The sequence below is a fragment of the Aeromonas sp. A04 genome (genome assembly GCF_047780465.1).
Lineage (GTDB): Bacteria > Pseudomonadota > Gammaproteobacteria > Enterobacterales > Aeromonadaceae > Aeromonas > Aeromonas bestiarum.
In genome coordinates this window covers 32,157-51,498 of the sequence record NZ_JBLNHP010000008.1, presented here as the reverse complement: position 1 = coordinate 51,498, position 19,342 = coordinate 32,157, and the positions used below count along the sequence as shown (strand labels likewise).

At 62.0% G+C, this 19,342-nt stretch carries 15 protein-coding genes; 7 read left to right on the top strand and 8 right to left on the bottom strand.

What is annotated here, in order from left to right; translation table 11 throughout:
- Positions 1-9: 9 nt before the first annotated feature.
- From glnL to glnA, 3 genes are all read right to left on the bottom strand, one after another.
- A complete protein-coding gene (gene glnL, locus ACM3N8_RS19095) occupies positions 10-1,065 on the bottom strand; it encodes a nitrogen regulation protein NR(II) (protein ID WP_043136455.1) in 1,056 nt (351 codons plus the stop codon).
- Between the two features lie 80 nt (positions 1,066-1,145).
- Positions 1,146-1,724 (bottom strand): DUF4124 domain-containing protein, encoded by a 579-nt coding sequence (locus tag ACM3N8_RS19090; RefSeq protein WP_098981030.1) that lies wholly within the window; start codon positions 1,722-1,724, stop codon positions 1,146-1,148.
- A gap of 91 nt (positions 1,725-1,815) precedes the next feature.
- Positions 1,816-3,225, bottom strand: coding sequence for a glutamate--ammonia ligase (glnA, locus tag ACM3N8_RS19085; RefSeq protein ID WP_042866924.1), 1,410 nt, complete (start codon positions 3,223-3,225; stop codon positions 1,816-1,818).
- A gap of 351 nt (positions 3,226-3,576) precedes the next feature.
- Between glnA and typA the strand changes: the two genes are divergently transcribed.
- From typA to dtd, 3 genes are all read left to right on the top strand, one after another.
- Positions 3,577-5,388, top strand: a complete 1,812-nt coding sequence (gene typA, locus ACM3N8_RS19080; protein ID WP_043136450.1) for a translational GTPase TypA — start codon at positions 3,577-3,579, stop codon at positions 5,386-5,388.
- Positions 5,389-5,561: 173 nt separating this feature from the next.
- Entirely contained in the window at positions 5,562-6,434 is an 873-nt protein-coding gene (locus ACM3N8_RS19075; protein ID WP_043136447.1) for a virulence factor BrkB family protein, read from the top strand.
- An 80-nt stretch (positions 6,435-6,514) separates the two neighbouring features.
- Positions 6,515-6,952: a D-aminoacyl-tRNA deacylase gene (gene dtd / locus ACM3N8_RS19070; protein WP_274453209.1), complete on the top strand. Its 438-nt coding sequence runs from the start codon at positions 6,515-6,517 to the stop codon at positions 6,950-6,952.
- A gap of 46 nt (positions 6,953-6,998) precedes the next feature.
- Here dtd and ACM3N8_RS19065 read toward each other — a convergent pair whose 3' ends face one another.
- Positions 6,999-7,667 (bottom strand): spermidine synthase, encoded by a 669-nt coding sequence (locus tag ACM3N8_RS19065; protein ID WP_241280518.1) that lies wholly within the window; start codon positions 7,665-7,667, stop codon positions 6,999-7,001.
- A gap of 51 nt (positions 7,668-7,718) precedes the next feature.
- Between ACM3N8_RS19065 and ACM3N8_RS19060 the strand changes: the two genes are divergently transcribed.
- Positions 7,719-8,633, top strand: a complete 915-nt coding sequence (locus tag ACM3N8_RS19060) for a YiiD C-terminal domain-containing protein (protein ID WP_416016495.1) — start codon at positions 7,719-7,721, stop codon at positions 8,631-8,633.
- A 54-nt stretch (positions 8,634-8,687) separates the two neighbouring features.
- Here the strand turns inward: ACM3N8_RS19060 and ACM3N8_RS19055 are convergent, their stop codons facing one another.
- The 4 genes from ACM3N8_RS19055 to gntU form a co-directional block, all read right to left on the bottom strand.
- Positions 8,688-10,757 carry an AsmA-like C-terminal region-containing protein gene (locus ACM3N8_RS19055; RefSeq protein ID WP_416016494.1) on the bottom strand — a complete coding sequence of 690 codons (2,070 nt, stop codon included), beginning with the start codon at positions 10,755-10,757 and terminating at the stop codon, positions 8,688-8,690.
- Positions 10,758-10,899: 142 nt separating this feature from the next.
- Positions 10,900-12,969, bottom strand: coding sequence for an ATP-dependent DNA helicase RecG (gene recG / locus ACM3N8_RS19050; RefSeq protein WP_416016493.1), 2,070 nt, complete (start codon positions 12,967-12,969; stop codon positions 10,900-10,902).
- A gap of 201 nt (positions 12,970-13,170) precedes the next feature.
- Complete coding sequence (gene pssA / locus ACM3N8_RS19045) at positions 13,171-14,520, bottom strand: CDP-diacylglycerol--serine O-phosphatidyltransferase (protein WP_274453212.1); 1,350 nt, start codon at positions 14,518-14,520, stop codon at positions 13,171-13,173.
- 146 nt (positions 14,521-14,666) lie between these two features.
- On the bottom strand, positions 14,667-16,007 hold the full coding sequence (gntU, locus tag ACM3N8_RS19040; protein WP_042866935.1) for a gluconate transporter: 1,341 nt from the start codon (positions 16,005-16,007) through the stop codon (positions 14,667-14,669).
- 245 nt (positions 16,008-16,252) lie between these two features.
- On the opposite strand from gntU, the gene ACM3N8_RS19035 reads away from it, so the two are divergent.
- Genes ACM3N8_RS19035 through ACM3N8_RS19025 form a run of 3 tightly spaced genes read left to right on the top strand, consistent with a single transcriptional unit; the run spans position 16,253 to position 19,206 of the window.
- The gene (locus ACM3N8_RS19035; RefSeq protein WP_241280504.1) at positions 16,253-16,762 is read left to right on the top strand and encodes a gluconokinase; all 510 of its coding nucleotides are present in this window, start codon (positions 16,253-16,255) and stop codon (positions 16,760-16,762) included.
- Positions 16,759-18,555 carry a phosphogluconate dehydratase gene (gene edd, locus ACM3N8_RS19030; RefSeq protein WP_290019247.1) on the top strand — a complete coding sequence of 599 codons (1,797 nt, stop codon included), beginning with the start codon at positions 16,759-16,761 and terminating at the stop codon, positions 18,553-18,555. Before ACM3N8_RS19035 ends, edd begins: the two co-directional genes overlap by 4 nt.
- A gap of 9 nt (positions 18,556-18,564) precedes the next feature.
- Positions 18,565-19,206, top strand: coding sequence for a bifunctional 4-hydroxy-2-oxoglutarate aldolase/2-dehydro-3-deoxy-phosphogluconate aldolase (locus ACM3N8_RS19025; RefSeq protein ID WP_290019246.1), 642 nt, complete (start codon positions 18,565-18,567; stop codon positions 19,204-19,206).
- The last annotated feature ends 136 nt before the right edge of the window (positions 19,207-19,342 follow it).

Sequence of the window (19,342 nt, the reverse complement as noted above, 5' to 3'; positions counted from 1 at the left end):
GACGTTCCCTTATTTGCGAAGCGGTAGAAAGATGGTGAATTCGGTGTGGCCTGGCCAGCTGATGCAGTCGATCCGCCCCTTGTGCTGATCGATCAGGTTCTGGGCGATGGAGAGGCCGAGCCCGGTGCCTCCCTCCTTGCCGGTGATCATGGGGTAGAAGAGGGTATCGCGGATGGCATCGGGAATGCCGGGGCCGTTGTCGATGATCTTGATCTCGGCCGCCAGCCGGTAGCGCTGGCCGTGGATGGTGATCTGGAAGGCGGTGCGGGTCTTGATGCGGATGAGCCCGGTTTGCTCGCCTATGGCCTCGGCGGCGTTGCGCACCATGTTGAGAAACGCCTGCTGCAGCTGATCCGGCTCCATCTCGAATTCCGGAATGCTGGGATCATAATCCCGTTCTATGCGGACCGTCGGCGGCAGCTCCAGCTCCACCAGGCGGCGTACCTGTTCCAGCACCGAGTGGACATTGTGCATCTGGTGACGACCCGGGCGTTGTGGACCGAGCAGGCGATCGACCAGCACTCGCAGCCGGTCGGCCTGCTCTATGATGATGCCGGTGTATTCACGCAAGGCCGGATCCGGCAGCTCTTTTTGCAACAGTTGGGCCGCGCCGCGCAGGCCGCCGAGAGGGTTCTTTATCTCGTGGGCCAGACCGCGCACCAATTCCTTGGCCGCCTGCTGCTGGGCATGTTGTTGCAGCTCCTGGCTGATCTTCTTCTGCTGATCGATCTTGCGCAGCTCCACCACCATCAACCTTTGTTCATGGTCGGCGAGCGGGCTCACGCTCATCTCCACCAGTCTGGGTTCTCCTTCCACCACCAGGGTCACTTCGCTGTCGGTGAAGCCCTGCCCCGAGGTGAGGCACTGCTTGAGACGTTGCAGATCGAGGGAGATGTGTTCCAGCAGATGGGGCAGCTCGATCCCGATCAGCCGGCGCTGGCTGAGGGAGAGCAGTTGTTCGGCCGCCGGGTTGACGAACTGGATGCAGAGCCGCTCATCCATCAGGATGACGGCGGTCAGCAAGTTATCGAGCAGTATCTTGGCTTGATCCGGGCGGGTTGGCACAGGTTTCTCCCTAAAACGGTGCTATACACCAGTAATGCACCAATGTGGTGCATTTAGTCTACCCGTATCGATGCACAGGATCACCCCTTGTTGGGGAGCGGGGTCACTTTTGGTGCCGGATTGAGGCTGGCTCGGTGCAGGTAGAAGGTGACTACCCTGGATTTAGCAAGGATCGTACCGTCTTTGGCCAGCAGCTCGAGTTGGGCCTCGTGCGCACCGCGATCCAGGTTCTCGACCCGAATGGCCAGGCCATTGTTGACTATGGGGGCCGCCTTGCCATCCAGCGTCAGGCGCACGTCGTACTGGGTCGGCGCTTTCGGGCTGATCTGGCCCTGGAACACCACGTTGCCCGTGTTGTCGCGCAGCGTGCTGCCCTGTTCTGGTGAGAGCAGCTCGATCACCAGCTTGGCCGCTTCCTTCTCCTTCTTGGCATCGACGCCGGTCAGGCTGTTGAAGTTCTCCACCTGTACCGAGCGCGGCGAGCTGCCAATGAGAGGGGCAACCCGCAGATCCACTTCTTTGGCCTGCTGGCCGGGGGGAGGGGCATCCGTGTAGTGGACGACACCCTTGCTGTCTGTCCAGGAGTACACCTTGGCGGCCTGAGCCCCCATGCTCGCCAGCAGCAGACTCAGTGCCCATACGGGGTATGTGTTTCTCATCCATCTCTCCTTGACGGGATTTTGCTTAATCCTATCAGAGAAAAAACCCGCCTGTTGGCGGGTTTGGTCAAGTTCTGAGCTGTGGTCCGGATTAAACGGAGTAGTACAGTTCAAACTCCAGCGGGTGCGGGGTCATGCGCACGCGGTCAACATCCTGCTGTTTCAGTTCCAGGTAGGAGTTGATGAAGTCATCGCTGAACACGCCACCGCGGGTCAGGAACTCGCGATCGCTGTCCAGTGCGGCCAGGGCTTCGTCCAGAGAGCCGGCAACGGTCGGCACTTCGGCGGCTTCTTCCGGCGGCAGGTCATACAAGTTCTTGTCCATGGCATCGCCTGGATGGATCTTGTTGATGATGCCGTCCAGACCGGCCATCAGCTGGGCTGCGAACGCCAGGTACGGGTTGGCAGCCGGATCCGGGAAGCGTACTTCGATGCGACGGGCTTTCGGGCTCGGCACTACCGGGATACGGATGGAGGCAGAGCGGTTGCGGGCGGAGTAGGCCAGCATGACAGGTGCTTCATAACCCGGCACCAGACGCTTGTAGGAGTTGGTGGTCGGGTTGGCGAAGGCGTTGATGGCCTTGGCGTGCTTGATGATACCGCCGATGTAGTGCAGTGCCATCTCGGACAGACCGCCGTACAGGTCGCCGGCGAACAGGTTGACGCCGTTCTTGGCCAGGGACTGGTGGCAGTGCATGCCGGAGCCGTTGTCACCGAACATGGGTTTCGGCATGAAGGTGACTGTCTTGTTGTAGGCGTGGGCCACGTTGTGGATCACGTACTTCAGCACCTGCACTTCATCCGCTTTCAGGGTGAGGGTGTTGAAACGAGTCGCGATCTCGTTCTGACCGGCGGTCGCCACTTCGTGGTGGTGAGCTTCAACGACCTGGCCCATCTCTTCCAGCACCAGACACATGGCGGCGCGGATGTCCTGGGAGGAGTCGACCGGTGCAACCGGGAAGTAACCGCCTTTCACGAACGGACGGTGGCCCTTGTTGCCGTGCTCATACTCGGTACCCGAGTTCCAGGCGGCTTCTTCAGATTCGATTTTCACGAAGCTGTGGCCCATGGTGTTCGAGAAGGTGATGTTGTCGAACATGAAGAATTCCGGCTCCGGCCCGAACAGCACGGTGTCAGCGATGCCGCTGGCTTTCAGGAAATCTTCGGCACGCTTGGAGATGGAGCGCGGATCGCGGTCGTAACCTTGCATGGTGGCCGGTTCCAGCACATCGCAGACGATGTTCAGGGTGGTCTCTTCGGTGAACGGATCCAGCTTGGCGGAGGCCGCATCCGGCATCAGCACCATGTCAGACTCGTTGATGCCCTTCCAGCCGCCGATGGAGGAGCCATCGAACATCTTGCCGTCTTCGAAGAAGTCTTCGTTGACCTGGTGGGAAGGGATGGATACGTGCTGCTCTTTACCCTTGGTGTCGGTAAAGCGCAGGTCAACAAACTTGACTTCGTGTTCCTGGATCAGGGCCAAAACGTTCTGGGCTGACATGCTAAGTAACCTCCGGTGTTAAAACTCTTAGGGTGAATGCGTCATCACATTCACATAAGCCAGTATCGTGCCAAGTTTGTGACAGCTTGATTTCAGGGCATTTGCGACTATAAGCCTGCCCCAAGACCCGCCATCTCAGCGCGTTACGCCTCAAAGTAGTGCAACAGTGGATCGTTTTGGTGCACTAAAATGGTGCGCAGTATACGGTCAGCCCCCATCTAAGCAGGCTTTGAACGGAAGGTCCATGATCCCGATCCCCTGTTATGCGTGAATGCACTGCAATTCTGCTAGGCAGATCACAAAGGCGAGAGTACAATTAGCGCCCAATTTTACCCGGTGATTGAGGCGAGAATGTTAGAGAATTTACGCAATATTGCGATTATTGCGCACGTAGACCACGGCAAAACTACCCTGGTTGATAAGCTGCTGCAGCAGTCTGGAACCCTGGACCGTACCACTGATGGTCAAGAGCGTCTGATGGATTCCAACGATCTGGAAAAGGAACGTGGTATTACCATTCTCGCCAAGAACACTGCGATCCGCTGGAACGACTACCGCATCAACATCGTTGATACCCCGGGTCACGCCGACTTCGGTGGTGAAGTAGAGCGCGTCATGTCCATGGTCGACTCCGTGCTGCTGCTGGTTGATGCTGTTGACGGCCCTATGCCGCAGACTCGTTTCGTGACCCAGAAAGCCTTCGCCCAGGGTCTGAAGCCGATCGTGGTCATCAACAAGATCGACCGTCCGGGTGCTCGTCCTGACTGGGTAATGGATCAGGTATTCGACCTGTTCGACAACCTGGGTGCCACCGATGAGCAACTGGACTTCAAAGTTGTCTACGCCTCTGCACTGAACGGTTGGGCTACCCTGGATCAGGGCGTTGAGTCCGACAACATGGAACCCCTGTTCCAGGCCATCGTTGACAACGTCGAGCAGCCGAAGGGTGACCCCGCCGGTGCCTTCCAGATGCAAATCTCCCAGCTGGACTACAACTCCTACGTGGGTGTTATCGGTATCGGCCGCATCAGCCGTGGTCGCGTCAAGACCAACCAGCAAGTCACCGTCGTCGGTGCCGATGGCAAGACCCGTACCGGCAAAGTCGGTCAGGTGCTTGGCTACCTGGGTCTGTCCCGTACCGAAGTGGTTGACGCGCAAGCGGGCGACATCATCGCCATCACTGGTCTGGGCGAGCTGAAAATCTCCGACACCATCTGTGACAACGGCGCTGTTCAAGCCCTGCCGCCGCTCTCCGTTGACGAGCCGACCGTGAACATGACCTTCCAGGTCAACACCTCACCGTTCGCCGGCAAAGAAGGCAAGTTCGTGACCTCCCGCAACATCCTGGAGCGTCTGAACCAGGAGCTGGTCCACAACGTGGCCCTGCGTGTGGAAGAGACCGAAGATCCGGACAAGTTCCGCGTATCCGGTCGTGGTGAATTGCACCTCTCCATCCTGATCGAAAACATGCGTCGCGAAGGCTACGAGCTGGCGGTATCCCGTCCGGAAGTTATCCTGCGCACAGTGGACGGCGTTCTGCACGAACCGTTCGAAACCGTGACTGTCGACGTGGAAGAGATCCACCAGGGTTCCGTGATGGAGCAACTCGGCCTGCGTAAGGGCGAGATGACCAACATGACCCCGGATGGCAAGGGCCGTGTCCGTCTTGACTTCATGATCCCGAGTCGTGGCCTGATCGGCTTCCAGACCGAGTTCCTGACCATGACCTCAGGTACCGGTCTGCTGTACCACACCTTCGACCATTACGGTCCGCACAAGGGTGGCAGCATCGGCGAGCGTCAGAACGGCGTGCTGATCTCCAACGCTACCGGCAAGGCTCTGACCTTCGCCCTGTTCGGTCTGCAAGACCGTGGTCGTCTGTTCATCGGTCACGCGACCGAAGTGTACGAAGGCCAGGTGATCGGTATTCACTCCCGTTCCAACGACCTGACAGTGAACTGCCTGAAGGGCAAGCAGCTGACCAACATGCGTGCCTCCGGTACCGATGAAGCCCAGGTGCTGACTCCGCCGATCCGCATGACCCTGGAACAGGCTCTCGAGTTCATCGACAACGATGAGCTGGTAGAGATCACGCCCAAGGCTATCCGTGTGCGTAAGAAACTGCTGACCGAGATGGATCGCAAGCGCGCTGGTCGTGCTTGATATCTGTTCCTCGACAGACAGAGAGAGGCCTTCGGGCCTCTTTTTTTATGGTCGCTCGGCGGGGTATCGTTGGCCAGCATGCCCGAACAGGTCGCATCGATCCGGCCCATGGGTGGCCAAATGGCCATGCAATCTGACACAATGCCGGCATGATGAAGACATTGGGAATCACGATGCAGCAGAAATTCGGTGGCCGTCTCGGCCATGCCCTCTCCTTTTTACGCCACGATGGTGGCCACTTCGCCCAGTTTGTCTGGGGTCGTTTCCAGCAGGACAGGCTGACGGTGACCGCCGGTTATCTGGCCTATGTCACCCTGCTCTCCCTGGTGCCCATGATTGCCGTGGTGTTCGGCATGATGTCCGCCTTTCCCGTATTCCAGACCCTGAAACAGGCGATGGAGCAGTTCGTCTATCACAACTTCGTGCCCACCGCGGGTGAGATGCTCAAGGAGTACATAGACGGCTTCGTGGCCAATGCCACCAATACCACTGCCGTCGGCATAGGCGCCCTGATAGTGGTGGCGCTGATGCTGATCTCGGCCATCGACAAGAACCTCAACTACATCTGGCGCTCTACCCAGGGCCGACCGCTGGCGCAGGCGTTTGCCATGTACTGGATGATACTGACCCTGGGCCCTGTGCTTATCGGCGCCAGCATCGCCATCTCCTCCTACATTTTCTCGCTGCGGCTGTTTGGGGCCGAGAGCCTGTTCGGCATCGGCTACCTGCTGCTGCGCGGCTTGCCGTTCCTCTTCTCCGTGCTCACCTTCCTGCTGGTCTATACCGTGGTGCCCAACTGCAAGGTGCGGCTGATACACGCCTTCATCGGCGCCCTGGTGGCCGCTACCCTGTTCGAGCTGGCCAAGCGTGGATTTGCCATCTACATCACCAACTTCCCCTCCTATCAGGCCATCTATGGCGCCCTGGCGACCATTCCGATCCTGTTTGTCTGGGTCTATCTCAGCTGGTTGGTGGTCTTGCTTGGCGCGGAAACCACCGCCTGCCTCGGCGAATATGAGCGACCGGGTGCTGATGAGTTGGCCTGATCCGGCCTCTTGCTGTTAGCATCGATGACCGCCCCCGTCAGCAGATGGGGGCGGTCATTTTGTTTCAAGAGGAGAGGGATGTGATTGCATTGATCCAGCGGGTTTCCGAGGCCAGCGTAACGGTAGAGGGAGAAGTGACCGGGGCTATAGGTCAGGGACTGTTGGTGCTGCTCGGGGTGGAGCAGGGGGATGACGAGGCCAAGGCCGACAAGCTGCTGCACAAGGTGAGCGGCTACCGCATCTTCTCCGATGACGAGGGCAAGATGAATCTGAACGTGAGTCAGGCTGGCGGCAGTCTGCTGGTCGTTTCCCAGTTCACTCTGGCGGCGGATACCAAAAAAGGCATGAGACCCGGCTTCTCCGGCGGCGCCCACCCGGTTGAGGCCGAGCGGCTATATGACTACTTCGTGGTGCAGGCAACTGCCAGCGGCATACCGACCGAGACGGGCCGCTTTGCCGCCGACATGAAGGTGGCGCTGCTCAACGACGGTCCTGTGACCTTCTGGCTGCAGGTCTGAGAGGATGTATCGGCAGAGCCGGTGGCAATAACCGGGAGCATCGCGGCTAGGCGAGGTGGCGCGGGATTGCGTGCAGGATCACGTTGATGTAGCCGGGCACGGGGTGCGCCTGGGTGGGGCCAATCCACTCCTCGGCCAGCATGAGTGCCTGCTCCAGCTCCCTGTGGGTGCGCGGCAGCAGGTTGATGATGAGGGGACCGCGCAGCCGGGCGGCCAGGGTCTGATAGAGGTGATGCTGGAACATCAGCAGGGGGTTGCCATCCTGGCTGAACAGGTCGAGCAGCGCGAAGTCATAGGTGTCGTCGCGGGCCAGCAGGAAGGCGAGGGCATCGGCGTGGTGCAGGTGCAGAGCCCGATCAGCGGGCTCCGCCGGGTGGCGGAAGAACACTTGAAACAGGGTCAGCACCTCTTCGTCCAGATCCACGCAGTCGTGCCGTGCCTCGGGCCAGCGTGCCCCCAGGTGACGGGTGAGATCGCCGCCGCCGAGCCCCAGCTCCAGCACCCGGGTAGCCGTCACCGGCAACAGGCTGGCGATGCACTGCTGATGGGGCAGGCAGAGACTGGCCGGCTGGGCGAGGGACATGGCCGACTGCACCACGCCGTCTATCTCCAGCCAGCGGTGATGGGCATTTTCCAGTATGGAGAGGCGCCGTTCCGGCTTGGCGCTCAGGTGCAATAAGTGGTCGGCTTGGTACGCTTGCAGATTGAAGTCCATGAATTTGCACGGCAAGATGGTTTTCGACCAGTGTAACTCAAGGATGGAACTATGTACCGGGTGGTCACTCCCCAGACGGCAGCCGAGCTGGATGCTTACTACCAGCTGCGTTGGGAACTGCTGCGTAAACCCTTCAATCTGCCCGTCGGTTCCGAGCGGGATGAATACGATACCGTCGCCATCCACCGCCTGATGCTGGCCCCTGACGGCACGCCCATCGCCGTCGGCCGGTTGTTTGTCGGTGGCGACGAGGCCCAGATCCGCTTTATGGCGTTGCGCCCCGAGTTTCGCGGGCAGGGGCTGGGTGTCCGCATGGTGGAAGATCTCGAGCAGTTGGCCCGCAGCGAGAAGGTGAAGCGGCTGGTGATGAATGCCCGCCAGGAGGCGGTGGAGTTCTATCGCAAGTGCGGTTTCCTCGAGGTGGGGGAAGGCCCCGTCTCCTTCGGTCGCATTCCGCACCGCCAGATGATCAAGTCTCTCAGCCCCTTGCAGACTATCCAGTATCGCCCCGAGTGGTGCCAGGATCTGACCACCCGCTGGTCGCGGGGCATCCCCATCAGCGAGAAGATGGGGGTACACATCACCCACTACGACGGCCAGACCTTCCATCTCAAGGCCAATCTGGCGGCCAACCTCAACGTGCACGACACCATGTTTGCCGGCAGCATCTACAGCCAGTGCGTGCTGGCGGGCTGGGGCCTGATCTGGTTGCAGCTCAAAGAAGCGGGTCTGGTGGGGGATACAGTGCTGGCGGAGGGCAACATCAAGTATTACCGCCCGGTCAACGAGGAGCCGGAGGCGCGGGTGGCCCGCGAGGGAATGCCCGCCGTGCTGGCGCCGCTCAAGGCGGGAGAGTCGGCCAAGTTCAGCCTCAAGATCAAGCTGTTCAGTGGTGACAAGCTGGCGGCCGAGTTCCTCGGTCACTACGTGGTGCAGCCCATCAAGCGGCCCGGTCAGCAGGCCTGACGCTTTTCACCTCGCAAGATTGCAACAAGGCCTCATGATGAGGCCTTGTTCGTTTTACTGCTCGCTGGTCGGCGTGGGCGCTTTGGCGGGCTGTGCCGGTCGCCAGAGCGGGCTGTTGCGCCCCTGGGCCGGATAGCTCACCCCCACCTCCCAGCCACAGGAGGCCTGCTTGGCCGGGAACTCCCAGCTCAGCACGGGGGCGTCGAGCGGGCCGCGCCAGTGGCTCAGCAGCTCGGCGCAGCGCTGGCCATTCAGGGCGCCGAGATCCAGCTGCCACTGTTCGTTGACCAGATCCATGCCCCCCTGCAGGGCGAGCAGGTGAGTGATGGTGGAGGCGCCGGCCTGCTCTATCTGCAACTGGCCCTGCTCCACCTTGCCCTGCAGCTTGATGCGGTAGAAGGGGGTGTCCCCCGCCTGCATGGCTTGCCACAGCTGATCCGGGCTGAGGGTGGGCGGGGTGGCGCCCTTGAACCACTCATCCAGCAGGGGATCTATCTGCACCTTGTCCCAGAAGGGCTCGGTGGCATCAAGGGCAAAGCTCCCCTGCAGGGAGCTGCGCCAGGCGCCCGGAGTGCCACCGTGCAGCGCCTGCAGATCGGCGCTCAGATCCATCTTGCCGGCGAAGGAGACGGGCGAGTGGAGGATCTTGCCCCACTGCACCAGATCCAGTTTCTCGCCCTTGATCTGCAACCGGCTGGTCTGGCCCGGTTCCTTGCCCCACTGGCCGCTCAGGCTGAGGGAGCCCTGGTCGGGCAGCGAGCTGGTCAGCTTGTTGAGCAGCCAGGCACTGGGGGTCAGCTCGCCGTCCAGCGCGCCGTTGCGGGCACTGAGGCCATCCCACACCAGCTCGAACCACTGGCTCTCTATCCTGGCCCGGCCGAGCAGGGGGGCGGGCTGTTGGCCCCGCAGGCCGAGATCGGTCAGATAAAGCTGCCAGCCGGTCAGCGACAGCGGCAGGGCATCGTCGAAGGAGAGCACCTTGAGCTTGTCGAAGGCCAGCTTGCGGATGTCGATCTGCTGTGGCCGCCAGCTCTGCCAATCCTGCCACCACCCCTGTGGCAGGCTGATGTCCATGCCGCTCAGGGCCATGTCTTTCAGGGTCAGCTTCTGCTGCTGGGTATCCAGCGCCAGCTCCAGATTGAATTCGCCTTCGTAGGCCTTGCCCTGCACCTCGGCGTCGATCTGCTGGGGCGAGAAGGCGACCTTGCCCTGGATGGCCTCCAGCTGGAACAGGCCGCGGCCGAGATCGCCGAGGGTCCCCGAGAAGTAGCCGGTCGGCGTGCTGCCGGCCTGCCAGTTGAAGGCGGTGAGCTGGCCGTTGAGGTTGTTGAGGGCCAGCTCCTGCTCGATGTCGTTGAAGCTGAGATCCCGGATCTGGCCGAGATCCAGGCTGACCTGACGCAGGGGAGATTCGGTCTTGGCAAGGGTGCTCCACTCGATGCGCATACCCTGGGTCTTGAGGTTGCTCAGCCGCAGGCTGCGTGCCGGCCAGTCCAGCTCCATGCCGGTTTCCAGCAGGCCATCGAACAGGTTGGTGGTCAGCTTGTCGGTACTCAGCACCTGGCCTTCCAGTCGACCCTTGAGGTTGAGGCGGGAGAGGGCCACGGCGGGGGTTGTCAGCTGATTGATGTTGAGGCTCAGGTTGGCCTGGGGTGGCCGCACCGGATTGAGCAGTTGCCAGTCGTTGAGGGTGGCGTTGAGGCCGCTCAGGGTCAGCTCGTCACTCTGCAGGCTGAGCCGATCGATAATGCTGTCGCTGATGGTGAGGGAGTGAACTGGCAGGTTCGGCAGCTGGTTGGGCAGCGGCAGCCTGATGACGGGGCGAATGAGATCGAGGTGGGCGATGCGCACGTCCCGGTTCAGCCAGTCGATGCTCTCTATCTCCAGATAGAGCTTGTCGAGGGTCACTGCGTCGCCATAGCTCACCTGCTCGGCCAGCAGGGTGTAGGGGTGGAGCGGGTTGAACACCAGCCGCCCTATGGTGACGGGCACCCCTGTCTGCTGGCTGATCCAGCCGGCGATGGGGCCCTTGGCCCGCTCCGCATCGAACAGGCCGAGGCCGACCCAGACAAACAGCAGCAGGAAGGCGAATGTATAGAGCAGGCCGCGTAGCCAGGAATTCATGGGTGCTTTCCTCCTGTTTCGGGATGGTTGTCAGGCGTTGGAGTAGTGATCTCGCAGACCCAGCCAGCGGCGGATCAAGGGGCCCACGCGGGAGCCGTGTCTGTCCATCAGGCAATGAGCCCATCTTCTGCATTTGCCTTGGTCAGGCATTGGAATAGTGATCCCGTAAACCGAGCCAGCGCCGTATCAAGGGATCGACATGGCTCGGGTGGCGGTCCATCAAGAAGCGCGCCATCTTCTGCACCTGCGGGATGAGCGACTGGTCGCGCACCAGGTCGGCGATCTTGAGATCGGCCAGCCCGGTCTGACGGGTACCGAGCAGTTCCCCCGGGCCGCGCAGCTCGAGATCGCGCTGGGCGATCAGGAAACCGTCGTTGGTCTCCCGCAACACTCCGAGCCGGCTCTGGGCCGTCTTCGACAGGGGAGCATGATAAAGCAGCACGCAGTGGGAGGCCACAGAGCCGCGACCGACCCGGCCGCGCAACTGGTGCAGCTGGGCCAGCCCGAGCCGCTCCGGGTTTTCGATGATCATCAGGCTGGCGTTGGGCACGTCCACCCCCACCTCGATGACTGTGGTGGCGACCAGCAGCTGCAATATGCCCGCCTTGAACTCCTCCATCACCCGCTGCTTCTCGATGGGGCGCATCCGGCCGTGCACCAGCCCGATATGCAGGCCGGGCAGCTGGTTTTGCAGCTCGGCGGCGGTATCCTCGGCGGCCTGGCACTCCAGCACCTCGGACTCCTCGATCAGGGTGCAGACCCAGTAGGCCTGCTTGCCCTCTTCACAGGCCAGCTTGACCCGCTCTATCACATCCTGGCGACGGCTGTCCGGCAGCGCCACCGTGGTGATGGGGGTGCGGCCCGGCGGCAGCTCGTCGATGATGGAGGTGTCGAGATCGGCATAGGCGGTCATCGCCAGGGTGCGGGGAATGGGGGTGGCTGTCATGATGAGCTGATGGGGATGGACTCCCTCCCGCTCCCCTTTTTCGCGCAGGGCGAGCCGTTGGTGTACCCCGAATCTGTGCTGTTCATCGATGATCACCAGGGCCAGGCGCTGGAATACCACCTGCTCCTGGAAGATGGCGTGGGTGCCCACCACCATCTTGACGCTGCCGTCGGCGATGGCGGCGAGCTGAGCCTCCCGCGCCTTGCCCTTCTGCTTGCCCGCCAGCCAGCCGACTCCGATGCCGAGCGGTGCCAGCCAGTGGCCGAAGTTGATGGCGTGTTGCTCGGCCAGCAGCTCGGTCGGGGCCATCAGCCCCACCTGGCAGCCGTTGCCGATGGCTTGCAGTGCCGCCAATGCAGCGACCAGCGTCTTGCCTGAGCCCACGTCGCCCTGCACCAGCCGCATCATGGGGTAGCTGCGTTGCAGATCCTGGCCGATCTCCGCGACCACCCGGTTCTGGGCACCGGTGGGAGTGAATGGCAGGGCGCCGAGCAGTTGTTCGACCAGCGCTGGCGCCGGCTTGAGGACACGGGCTAGCTGGGTTTGCGCTTGGGCACGGACTTTCAGCACCGAGAGGTTGTGGGCCAGCAGCTCTTCCAGCACCAGTCGCTGCTGGGCCGGGTGCTGGCCGCTTTCGAGCAGCGCCAGCGCCACCGAGGGGGGCGGACGATGGAGCAGGCGCAGGGCGGCGGCCAGTTCGATTTGCTGGGGATAGAGGCCGGCGGGCAGCAGCTCCTCCACCCCGTACAGGTCGAGCTGGGCCAGCGCCTGATCGGTGAGGTTGCGCAGGGTGAGCTGGCGCAGCCCTTCCGTGGTGGGGTAGACGGGGGTGAGCGCTTCTTCGGTCTGGCCAGCTTGTTCTTCGCCGAGCAGCTTGTACTCGGGGTGGGCCATTTCCAGCCCGTATTTGCCGGGGCGCACTTCGCCGAAGCAGCGGATCAGGCGGCCCTGGCTCAGGCTGTTCTTCTGGGCTGCGGTGAAGTTGAAGAAGCGCAGGGTCAGGGTGCCCGTGCCGTCGCTGATGCGACAGACCAGCATGCGGCGGCGGCCCATCACCAGCTGAGTGTCCTGGATTTCGCCCTCGACGGCGCCGTGCAGCCCGGGTGGCAGATCGCCGATGGGCCACACCTGGGTACGGTCCTCGTAGCGCAGGGGGAGGTGGAACAGCAGATCCTGTACCGTGGCCAGCCCCAACCGCTCGAGTTTCTCCTGCATCTTGCTGCCGACGCCCTTGAGGCTGTCGAGGGAGATTTTATCCAATTTCATCAATTAGATGCCCGAAAACACTGTAAATATGTCCAGATGATAGGGGTTGTTGATGGCTCGATGCAAGCCGCGTTGCTGTGAGCAGGGCCGGCCGGGCGGCTGGAAAAAGGCGATAGCCGCATGTGACAAAGGCCTGCCGAAAAACGGGAGGCCTTTGTTGCAGCTGCCTGCGGGCGGAAGTGGGGGCGATGCGCCCCGGCGTCAGATGATGCGTTTGAGCAGGATATGAGCCCTGACCCTGTGGATCCGGGCCAGCAGCTTGCGCACCTGTTCCGGGTAGTCCTTGATCTGCTCAATCTGATCGAAGTGGCTGATCCGCTTGGTGTTGGCGAGTATGTTCTCCCGCTCCCCGTTGAACTGGGCACGCAGGTGATGGCGACGATCGTACACCAGCAGACCGTTCTCCAGATCCAGCGCCCAGGCGCGGGGGTTCAGGTTGTTGCCGGTGAGCAGCGCCCACTCGTCATCCACGAAGATCCCCTTGAGGTGGTAGGAGTTGCGCTCGCAGCACCACAGCATCAGGTTGAGACGGCCGGCATCGATGTGATGCTGGTTGCGCTCGGCAAACTTGCGCAGATTGGTCTCGTACAGATAGGGCAGGCCGCCTATGGTGGTGAATTTCTCCTCCGGCGGGATGAAGAAGTCGTTGGCCGTCTTGTCACCCACCACTATGGTCACCTTGCAGCCGCGCTTGAGCAGGGCCTCGATGTCCTTGTTCAACTCCTTGGGCGGGTTGAAATAGGGGGTGCAGATGAAGATTTCCCGCTCGGTGGCACGCACCAGGGTACGGATCATCTTGTTGAGCTGATTGCCCCGCTTGCCCAGCCCCGTCATCGGAGTGATGGCGATCTCCTGGCTGTTGACCGGCATGCTCTCGAAGCGGTACTGGCCCAGGCGCAGGCTGTGTTTGAAGCGGCGGATCGGCCCCTTCAACTGCTTGGCAGTGGGGATGTCGGTGCGATCCAGCCGCTGCACCGCTTCGCTCTTGAGGAAGAGATCGTCCACATAGTGGACCATGCAGCGGGTCAGCTCGGGGCTGGTGATCTGGTGATAACGGTCGAAACGGTAGCGATCCTGCTGATGCAGATAGATGTCGTTGAGGCTGGCACCCGAGTAGAGCAGGGTGTCATCGAAGATGAAGCCCTTGAGGTGCAGCACGCCGAGCAGTTCGCGCCCCTTCACCGGCACGCCGTAGATAGCGATCTGGTGTTCGTGGCGGGCGGCCATTTCCTGATACATCAGGTGGTTGCCCCCCTGCTTGCCCTTGCCGATCAGACCGCGCTGGGCACGGTGGAAGTCGACGAAGAGCTTGATGTCCAGGGCCGGGTTGCGCTGCTTGGCGGCGTAGAGGGCGGACAGTATCTCCCGTCCCGCTTCGTCATCCTGCAGGTAGAGGGCCACCAGATAGATGCGGTGAGTCGCGCTGGCGATGAGCGAAAGGATCCGGCTCTTGAAGTCCCGGGCGCTGTTGAGCACCTGAAACTGATCTGCGGCGACGGCGATCTGGGGCAGACGAGCCAACAGCTGTCGATAGTGTGCCGATGAATGCATAGAGAAACCTGAAATCACTGCGTTAAGCGTTCCACTCGGAGCGATGGATAGGCGATTCTAGCAACCTCGACCTGTTAGCCAAAGAAAGAATCGTCATAAAGATGAAAAAGGCCTCACATTGGAGGCCTTTTCGACAGCAGTTATGTTCAAAGGAAGCTGTAGATGATCATCGCCATGACGCCGCCGGTGGTGCCTATGATGGTCTCCATCACAGTCCAGGTCTGCAGGGTCTGCTTCTCGGAGAGGCCGAGATAGCGGTTGGCCAGCCAGAAGCCGGAGTCGTTGACGTGGGAGAGCACTATGGCCCCGCCACCGATGGCGATGGTCACGGCGGCCAGCTGGGCACCGTTCAGCCCGAGCGGTTCCAGCATGGGCAGCAGCAGGCCACAGGCGGTCAGCATGGCGACGGTGGCGGAACCCTGAATGACCCGCACCGCGGCCGCCAGTATGAAAGCCAGTGCGACTATGGGCAGGCCGGAATCCGCCAGCATGTTGCCGAGGGCGGCACCCACCCCGGAATCCACCAGGATCTGCTTGAACACGCCACCGGCACCGGTCACCAGTATGATGACACCGGCTGGCTGGATGGCACTGTTGCAGACGCTCATCACCTCGTCACGGGACATGCCACGGCGGATCCCCAGCAGATAAAAGGCGGCCAGACAGGCGACCATGATGGCGGTGAAGGGGTGACCGATGAACTCCAGCCAGTTGTGCAGGGTGGAACCCGCCTCGACGAAGCGGCCGACTATGGTCTTGAGACCTATCAGCAGCAGCGGCAGACCGATCAGGCCCATGGCCAGTCCGAATGAGGGCAGGGTCTTGCAGTCGTCGTGGGCGCTGCTCTGGGCATCGGCGGGCAGCGGCACATCCACCACCTTGCTGATCAGCTCCCCGAACAGCGGGCCTGCCAGGATCAGGGCCGGCACGGCGGCGATCAGGCCGAACAGTATCATGTAGCCAAAATCGGCCCCCAGCTGGGATGCTACCAGAATGGGGCCCGGCGCCGGAATAAGGAACGCCTGGCAGGTGGCGATGCCCGCCAGCAGCGCTATGCCTATCTTCACCACGCTGCCGCCGCCGCGACGGACGATGGCAAAGGCCACCCCGATCAGCAGCACCACGGCCACGTCGAAGAAGAGCGGCAGAGCGCAGATGAAGCCGGTCAGTGACATGGCCCAGTTGGCGCGCTTGACGCCGAAGGTACCGAGCAGGGTATGGGCCACCCGGTCGAGGGCACCGGTGACCTCCATCACCTTGCCGAACATGGCGCCCAGCGCCACCACCACGGCGACGAAGCCCAGGGTGCCGCCCATCCCTTTCTGGATGGTGTTGGCGATTTCGGCCGGGTTCATGCCGGCGGCGAGGCCGGCCACCATGGAGACCAGGATGAGGGAGACGACCGCGTGCAGGCGGGCCTTCATCACCAGAAAGAGCAGCAGCACTATGGAGCCGGCGGCCGTCATGATCAGGGAGAGGTCAGACATTGTTGTGCGTTCCTTGTTCCAGATTCAGTATCGACACCCTGCCGATCCGTCGGCAGGCCATATCTTTATGATTTATTTAGATTTATGGCCAGGGCGCAAGCTCGCTTGCCCAGGTGACTGTGAGTTCGCTCAGTCTGTGGCAGACTTCACATTTCTTGTTGTTACCGGTAACATGTTACCGGTAACGTGCTAAGTTAGAACCCATCGGCAGCACGATTTTTGAAAAATGGGATAGAGGTCAAACAATGGCGGGCAAGAGCATTATCGTGATGGGTGTGTGTGGTAGCGGCAAGTCCAGCGTCGGCCTCAAGGTGGCCCAGGCGCTGGGTGCCAAGTTCATCGATGGTGATGACCTGCACCCCAGAGCCAATATCCAGAAGATGGCCGGTGGCAACCCGCTCAACGACGAGGATCGCGCCCCCTGGCTGGAGCGGATCCGTGATGCGGCGTACAGCCTGGAACAGAAGAACGAGGTGGGCGTCATCGTCTGCTCGGCCCTCAAGAAGCAGTACCGCGACCAGATCCGCGAGGGCAATGACTCGGTGCATTTCCTGTTTCTGGATGGTGATCAGCCGCTTATCCTCGAACGTATGCGGGCACGCAAGGGCCATTTCATGCGGGAAACCATGGTACAAAGTCAGTTCGATACCCTGGAGCGCCCGGATGGCGAGGCAGGTGTATTTCACATCGATATAGACGGCACCTTCGAGCAGGTGGTTGATCGGGCCGTCACAGCATTGGAGCAAGCCCAATGATCCATCAGGTTATTTCCAGCGTCACCGCCCGCATTCGCGAGCGCAGTGCCGCCCGTCGCCAGGCGTTCCTGGCCCGTATTCAGCGCCAGGCCGAGCAGGGCAAGACCCGCGCCGCCCTGGCTTGCGGCAACCTGGCCCACGCCGTGGCCGCCTGCAGCAGTGACGAGAAGGGTCGTATCCTCGACATGACCCGTGCCAACGTAGGCATAGTCACCGCCTACAACGACATGTTGAGCGCCCATCAGCCCTATCAGGGCTACCCGGACATCATCAAGGCCGCGCTGGCCGAACTGGGTCACAGCGCCCAGGTGGCGGGTGGCGTACCGGCCATGTGCGACGGCGTGACCCAGGGTCAGCCGGGGATGGACATGTCTCTGTTTTCCCGCGATCTCATCGCCCAGGCGACCGCGCTGTCACTCTCCCACAACACCTTCGACGCCACCTTGCTGCTCGGTATCTGCGACAAGATAGCTCCGGGCCAGATCATGGGGGCGCTCTCCCACGCGCACCTGCCCACCGCCTTCGTGCCGGCCGGCCCCATGGCCAGCGGCATCAGCAATGATGACAAGGTAAAGGTGCGTCAGCAGTACGCCGCCGGTGAACTGGGCCGCGATGCCCTGCTGGAGATGGAGTGCGGCGCCTATCATGCTCCGGGCACCTGCACCTTCTACGGCACAGCCAACACCAACCAGCTGGTGTTCGAGGCCATGGGCCTGATGCTGCCGGGCTCCGCCTTCGTCCATCCTCACAGCGAGTTGCGCCACGCGCTCACTGAAGAAGCCGCCCGTCGGATCAGCGCCATGATCCCTGGCTCTCCTGCCTACCGCCCCTTGAGCGAGGTGCTGGACGAGCGCTCCCTGGTCAACGGTCTGGTGGCCCTGCTCGCCTCCGGCGGCAGCACCAACCACAGCATCCACATGGTGGCGCTGGCGCGGGCCGCCGGCCTGCACCTGACCTGGGACGACATCAGCGATCTCTCCGATGTGGTGCCGCTCTTGGTACGCATGTACCCGAACGGCCCGGCCGATGTGAATGCCTTCGAACAGGCGGGCGGCGTTCCCGGCCTGATGCGTCGTCTGGCGCAAGAGGGGCTGATCCACATGGATGCCACCCCTGTGTTTGGCGAGATGCAGGATTACCTCAGCCGTCCGGCTCTGGTGGATGGCGAGCTGGTGTGGCAACCAGTGGGTGAAAGCACGGATCCGAGCGTGCTGTCGCCGACCGGTTCCGTGTTCCAGGCCACCGGCGGCACCAAGCTGCTGGCGGGTAATCTGGGCCGCGCCGTGGTCAAGGTCTCCGCCGTGGCGCCCGAGTATCGCGTTATCGAAGCGCCCGCCCGGGTTTTCTCCTCCCAGCATGCGGTGGAGGCGGCCTACAAGGCTGGCAGCCTCAATCAGGATGCCGTTATCGTGGTGCGCCACAACGGCCCGGCGGCCAACGGCATGCCTGAACTGCACAAGTTGATGCCTGTGCTCGGCAACCTGCAGAAGGCGGGCCACAAGGTGGCGCTGGTTACCGATGGCCGTCTCTCCGGCGCCTCCGGCAAGATCCCGGCGGCCATCCATGTCACCCCGGAAGCGCTGCACGGCGGCGCCATCGGCCTGCTTGCCGATGGCGATCTGCTGCGGGTGGACGCGGTAAACGGTCGCCTCGATTGCCTGACCGATTTGAGTGGCCGTACCCAGGCCGAGATTGACCTCACTCTGGAACAAGAGGGGTGGGGCCGTGAACTGTTCAGCGTGATGCGTCGCGCGGTATCGAGCGCCGAGTGTGGCGCCACCATCTTTGATTAAGGAAGCGTTATGCAAAACTGGAAAGTGACCCCCGCCGAAGTGTTTGCCGCCTCTCCGCTGGTTCCTGTTATGGTCATCAATGAGCTGGAGCAGGCCCTGCCGATGGCCAAGGCGCTGCTCGACGGCGGCATCTCGGTATTCGAGATCACACTGCGTACCCCGGTGGCGCTCGATGCCATCGCCCTCATCGCCAAGGCGATACCGGATGCCATGGTCGGTGCAGGCACAGTGCTCAACTGCGCGCAGTTTGATGCAGCCGTGGCCGCCGGTGCCCGCTTCGTCATCTCCCCGGGGATGACACCGGCGCTGCTGGCCCACGCCGCCAACAGCACGGCGCCCTTGATACCGGGTGTTGCCACCGCCTCCGAAGTGATGCAGGCGCTGGAAGCAGGCTACGACCATCTGAAGTTCTTCCCGGCCGAAGCGAACGGCGGCACCAAGGCGCTGGCTGCCATCGCAGCACCGCTTCCCCAGATCAAGTTCTGCCCCACCGGCGGCATAGGCCCGAAAAACGTGGCCGACTACCTGGCGCTGAAATGCGTCGCCACCGTCGGCGGTTCCTGGATGCTGCCGGCCGATGCTGTCAAGAGCGGCAACTGGGAGGAGGTGACCCGCCTCTCCCGCGAAGCGGTCGAGCTGGTGAAACGCTAAGCGCGCGTTCTTTATAAAAAAGAGCAGGCCACCCTTGGGTGACCTGCTCTTTTTTTGCCTTTGAATCAGGGGGATAAATCGGCTGGCGTCTCGGATCAGACTGCTTCACGTGCGTACCATCAGGCTTTGACCCTCC

Bases quoted from the DNA above. Each gene is read 5' to 3' on its own strand.
- ACM3N8_RS19090 (WP_098981030.1), bottom strand. From the start codon at position 1,724: ATGAGAAACACATACCCCGTATGGGCACTGAGTCTGCTGCTGGCGAGC.
- glnA (WP_042866924.1), bottom strand. From the start codon at position 3,225: ATGTCAGCCCAGAACGTTTTGGCCCTGATCCAGGAACACGAAGTCAAG.
- typA (WP_043136450.1), top strand. From the start codon at position 3,577: ATGTTAGAGAATTTACGCAATATTGCGATTATTGCGCACGTAGACCAC.
- ACM3N8_RS19075 (WP_043136447.1), top strand. From the start codon at position 5,562: ATGCAGCAGAAATTCGGTGGCCGTCTCGGCCATGCCCTCTCCTTTTTA.
- ACM3N8_RS19065 (WP_241280518.1), bottom strand. From the start codon at position 7,667: ATGGACTTCAATCTGCAAGCGTACCAAGCCGACCACTTATTGCACCTG.
- ACM3N8_RS19060 (WP_416016495.1), top strand. From the start codon at position 7,719: ATGTACCGGGTGGTCACTCCCCAGACGGCAGCCGAGCTGGATGCTTAC.
- ACM3N8_RS19055 (WP_416016494.1), bottom strand. From the start codon at position 10,757: ATGAATTCCTGGCTACGCGGCCTGCTCTATACATTCGCCTTCCTGCTG.
- recG (WP_416016493.1), bottom strand. From the start codon at position 12,969: ATGAAATTGGATAAAATCTCCCTCGACAGCCTCAAGGGCGTCGGCAGC.
- pssA (WP_274453212.1), bottom strand. From the start codon at position 14,520: ATGCATTCATCGGCACACTATCGACAGCTGTTGGCTCGTCTGCCCCAG.
- gntU (WP_042866935.1), bottom strand. From the start codon at position 16,007: ATGTCTGACCTCTCCCTGATCATGACGGCCGCCGGCTCCATAGTGCTG.
- ACM3N8_RS19035 (WP_241280504.1), top strand. From the start codon at position 16,253: ATGGCGGGCAAGAGCATTATCGTGATGGGTGTGTGTGGTAGCGGCAAG.
- edd (WP_290019247.1), top strand. From the start codon at position 16,759: ATGATCCATCAGGTTATTTCCAGCGTCACCGCCCGCATTCGCGAGCGC.
- ACM3N8_RS19025 (WP_290019246.1), top strand. From the start codon at position 18,565: ATGCAAAACTGGAAAGTGACCCCCGCCGAAGTGTTTGCCGCCTCTCCG.